Source organism: Streptomyces sp. E2N166 (assembly GCF_003671715.1).
In the GTDB taxonomy this organism is placed as follows: Bacteria; Actinomycetota; Actinomycetes; order Streptomycetales; family Streptomycetaceae; genus Streptomyces; species Streptomyces thinghirensis.
Genome location: NZ_RAIF01000018.1, coordinates 435425 through 438908, shown reverse-complemented (window position 1 = coordinate 438908; position 3484 = coordinate 435425). Strand labels below are relative to the sequence as shown.

Here is a 3484-nt window from a genome sequence, read left to right as displayed (position 1 = left end):
CCCCCGCCGGCGCTTTCGCCGACGCCGTCCCGCGCTCCGTCACGACGGCCTCGCAGCCGGTCCAGGAATCCCACCGATCAGCCCTCCGCCGCGCCACGCGTCACGAGCGACGCGATCTGGTCCGTGTACCGGCGGCGGTCCTGGTGCTCCAGATCCAGGATCGCCTCCAGGCTCCAGTGGAAGTGGTAGGCGACGTACGCGATCTCCTCGTGCAGCCGGTCGGTCGCGTACGTCACGATTCCCCCAGGCGGCTCCCGCCGAGTTCCACCTCGAAGGGCTCCGTGCAGTGCGGGCACTGAACGGCCGCGCGGGTGTGGCCCTCCGCGTTGATCTGACGGTAGAAGTCCTGGAGGAACGCCAGGTCGGAGGCGAACATGTTCTCCACGATCCCGTCGTGCACCATCGTCAGCGTGCCCAGCCGGGTGATGACCCGGCCGAGCAGCACCACCGACAGGTACGCCGGGTTCTCCTGCACCCGCACGTCGCGCAGCGGGATCAGTTCGTCCCGTGCCGTCGACAGGCGCATCACACCGTCCCGGTGGACCGTGCCCGAGTCGTCGACGTAGCCGCGTGGCAGTTCGAAGGGGAACTCGGTGCGCAGCTGCTGCCGCGGTGCCGCTTCGGCAGGTGTCTCCGTGGGTGCGACGGCGGGAGCCGAACGGGGGAAGTCCGCTCCCGCCGCCGCGGTCTGGGGGTCCTCGGGGGCCGCGACGGGCGCCCCGACAGCCGCGCGCCGCATTATTCGATGACCAGTTCTTCGAACACGATGGTGACCGTCTCGGTCAGCGCGGAGGTGTCGCCGGCCTTCACCGCGCTGGCGTCGATCTTGCTGCACCAGGCGTTGCGCAGGTTGTAGCGCTTGACCGGGACGTCCTCGGAGTCCATCAGGATGATGGAGGCGTTCTTGCGGGCCGTGGACATCCGGCCGTTCATGGAATCGTTGATCCACTGGGTGAACGACGGCGACTGGGTCATGCCCCGCACGACGGTGCACTGCCCGTCCTTCTTGTTGCCCGGGAGCACGGCCGTCTCGTGCTTGCCGGTGGTGCTGTTGTTCTGCGGGTACTTGATGACGTCCTGCTCGAGGGTGAGGCCGTTGACCTCGGAGAGGTACTCGACCATCACACCGTCGATCTGGAGCCCGAAGTTGTTCGCTGTGAGGGAGTCACCCGGCATCAGAGCCATGTGTTCGCTGTCCTTCTAATGATCTGGGAGAGGCGGGGGAAGGGGGCCGGAGAGGTGGAGGACGCGCGTCCTACTCCTCCAGCTCCCCGCTGCCGCTGGAGAACTGGGCCAGCCGGAAGATCACGAACTCGGCGGGCTTGACCGGCGCGATGCCGATCTCGCAGATGACCCGGCCGAGGTCGACCGACTCCGGCGGGTTGGTCTCCTCGTCGCACTTGACGTAGTAGGCCTCTGCCGGGCTCTGGCCGAAGAGGGCGCCGCTGCGCCACTCGTTGACCAGGAACGCCGAGACGTTGCGGCGGATGCGGGCCCAGAGGTTGTGGTCGTTCGGCTCGAACACCACCCACTGGGTGCCGATCAGGATCGACTCCTCCAGGTAGTTGAAGTACCGGCGGATGTTCAGGTAGCGCCAGGCCGGGTCGGAGGAGAGGGTGCGGGCACCCCAGACGCGGATGCCGCGGCCGGGGAAGGAGCGGATGCAGTTGACGCCGATCGGGTTGAGCAGGTCCTGCTCGCCGCGGGTGATCTGCAGCTCCAGATCGACGGCGCCGCGGACGACCTCGTTGGCGGGGGCCTTGTGGACGCCGCGCTCGGTGTCGTTGCGGGCCCAGATGCCGGCGACGTGACCGCTCGGCGGGATCAGGCGGGACTGGCCGGAGGCCGGGTCGAAGGACTTGATCCAGGGGTAGTACAGGGCCGCGTACTTGGAGTCGTAGCCGGCCGTCTCCTGGCGCCAGACGCGTATCTGACGGGCGTTCTGGCCGGGCGGCGGGTCGATGATGGCGACGCGGTCGCCCATCAGCTCGCAGTGCGCGATGAGGCCGAGCTGGACGGCCTTGACGGCCTCCAGGTCGATCGCGCCGCGCTGGTAGGCGGCCATCAGGTCGGGCACCGCGACCATGGAGATCTCGTCGATCGCCTCCAGGCCGCCGAAGCCGGTGCGGTCCGCGGAGTCGCCGAGGTAGTGGGCCGGGCCGGGGTGCGAGCTCTCGCTCTTCTCGACCGGGGCGGCGGGGGCGGCGGGCGGCGCCGGCAGGGTCAGGCTCTGGTTCTCCGGGCGGGCCAGCTGCGCGGTGGGCGCGGCCTCCGTCACGGTGATGAGCTTCGAGCGCTCCTTCACCTGGGTGACGACGTAGGAGCGGTTGCCCTTCTTGGCGCTCACGTCGAACGTCTCGACCGGCTTCTCGCCGTCCTTGACGATCAGCTTGAAGCGCTCGGCGGGGCCCTCGCCCTCGGGGTCGGCGACCTCGACCGACAGCGGGCCGTGCTGACCGGCGGCGTTGGCCGTCACGGCGAACGTGCCGAGCTGTTTCGGCTCGGCGGCCGGCAGCGCGGCCGGGGCGGCGGTACCCGTCACGGCGGCGGGAGCGGACGTCCCGTCCGAACCGGCGGCGGCGTCCTCGGCGGAGCCGCCGACGCGGACGACGTACGCGGCGCTGCCGCCGTTGTTGAAGAACCCGTAGACGGAGTGCGCGAGGTAGTACCCGTCGGTGAAGTCACCGAAGGCCGCGACGTACTGCGTCCAGTTGGTCACCAGTGTGGGCTCGTTCAGCGGGCCGGTCGGCGCGAGACCGACGAAGGCCGCCACCGAGGTGCCCACTCCCTCGATCGGGCGCGAGCCGCTGGCCACCTCCTCGACGTAGACGCCGGGCGACAGGTAGGACGGCATGCTCTGCTCTCCTCGGGGTACGAGACAGGACGCCCCTCACCCTCGCGCGCGCGGTGCTCCCCCCGAAACGCCCCGGGGTGCCGGAGTGGGGGCACCGACCTTGCCCCCGGCTGTGCCCGTTGGGGCAGGCCGGGGCGCCCGACCGCTGGTGAGAGCCCCGACAACGCTTCCGGCACCGCTTGTTGGGGGAGCCTTCGTCCAAGCTTCACCCTGTGGCCGGCCCCTGTTCATGAGTTAGCCTCCCGGCCTGGCCGGGCTCCGCATCACGCCGAGCCCGCGCCGTTCTCGACGGCCGGCGACGAGGGGACGGGGCCGACGCCTCGTCGGGCAGGGGCGTGCGATGCGGGGACGACAGGAGAAGCCCGGCCCGGACGGCGGCGTACCGGGCCGCGCGGCGGCGGCGCCCCCGCCGGTCAGGTCCGCCGACGCGGACAGGGCCGGTGCGCGGGAGTCGTACGGCGGTCAGGCCGGCGGACCGGCCCCGGCGGCCGGCTCCGGGGCCGCGCTCGGCCCGCGGGAACTGCTGGCCATCCAGGGCAGCGCCGGAAACGCCGCCGCCTCCCTCCTCATCGGCAACCGCCCCGCCCCGCGCCCGCCGGACGCCGCCGGCGGCCCGCTCGTGGTGGCGCG

Annotated in this window: 4 protein-coding genes and 1 pseudogene; 1 reads left to right on the top strand and 4 read right to left on the bottom strand. The window is 71.4% G+C overall.

The genetic code is table 11. From position 1 onward, the window contains the following. Positions 1-77: 77 nt before the first annotated feature. The 4 genes from EBH09_RS37850 to EBH09_RS16275 all read right to left on the bottom strand — a co-directional run bounded on the left by EBH09_RS37850 (position 78) and on the right by EBH09_RS16275 (position 2854). Positions 78-236: a DUF6760 family protein gene (locus tag EBH09_RS37850; RefSeq protein WP_167392550.1), complete on the bottom strand. Its 159-nt coding sequence runs from the start codon at positions 234-236 to the stop codon at positions 78-80. Then, the gene (locus tag EBH09_RS16285; RefSeq protein WP_121747712.1) at positions 233-739 is read right to left on the bottom strand and encodes a hypothetical protein; all 507 of its coding nucleotides are present in this window, start codon (positions 737-739) and stop codon (positions 233-235) included. Before EBH09_RS16285 ends, EBH09_RS37850 begins: the two co-directional genes overlap by 4 nt. Beyond that, a complete protein-coding gene (locus tag EBH09_RS16280; protein ID WP_121747711.1) occupies positions 739-1185 on the bottom strand; it encodes a phage tail protein in 447 nt (148 codons plus the stop codon). Before EBH09_RS16280 ends, EBH09_RS16285 begins: the two co-directional genes overlap by 1 nt. 70 nt (positions 1186-1255) lie before the next feature. Further along, positions 1256-2854, bottom strand: coding sequence for a phage tail sheath subtilisin-like domain-containing protein (locus EBH09_RS16275; RefSeq protein ID WP_121747710.1), 1599 nt, complete (start codon positions 2852-2854; stop codon positions 1256-1258). Between the two features lie 340 nt (positions 2855-3194). Between EBH09_RS16275 and EBH09_RS37845 the strand changes: the two are divergent. Continuing rightward, positions 3195-3484: pseudogene (locus EBH09_RS37845) on the top strand (hypothetical protein); the annotation flags it as partial.

Bases quoted from the DNA above. Each gene is read 5' to 3' on its own strand.
- EBH09_RS16285 (WP_121747712.1), bottom strand. From the start codon at position 739: ATGCGGCGCGCGGCTGTCGGGGCGCCCGTCGCGGCCCCCGAGGACCCC.
- EBH09_RS16280 (WP_121747711.1), bottom strand. From the start codon at position 1,185: ATGGCTCTGATGCCGGGTGACTCCCTCACAGCGAACAACTTCGGGCTC.
- EBH09_RS16275 (WP_121747710.1), bottom strand. From the start codon at position 2,854: ATGCCGTCCTACCTGTCGCCCGGCGTCTACGTCGAGGAGGTGGCCAGC.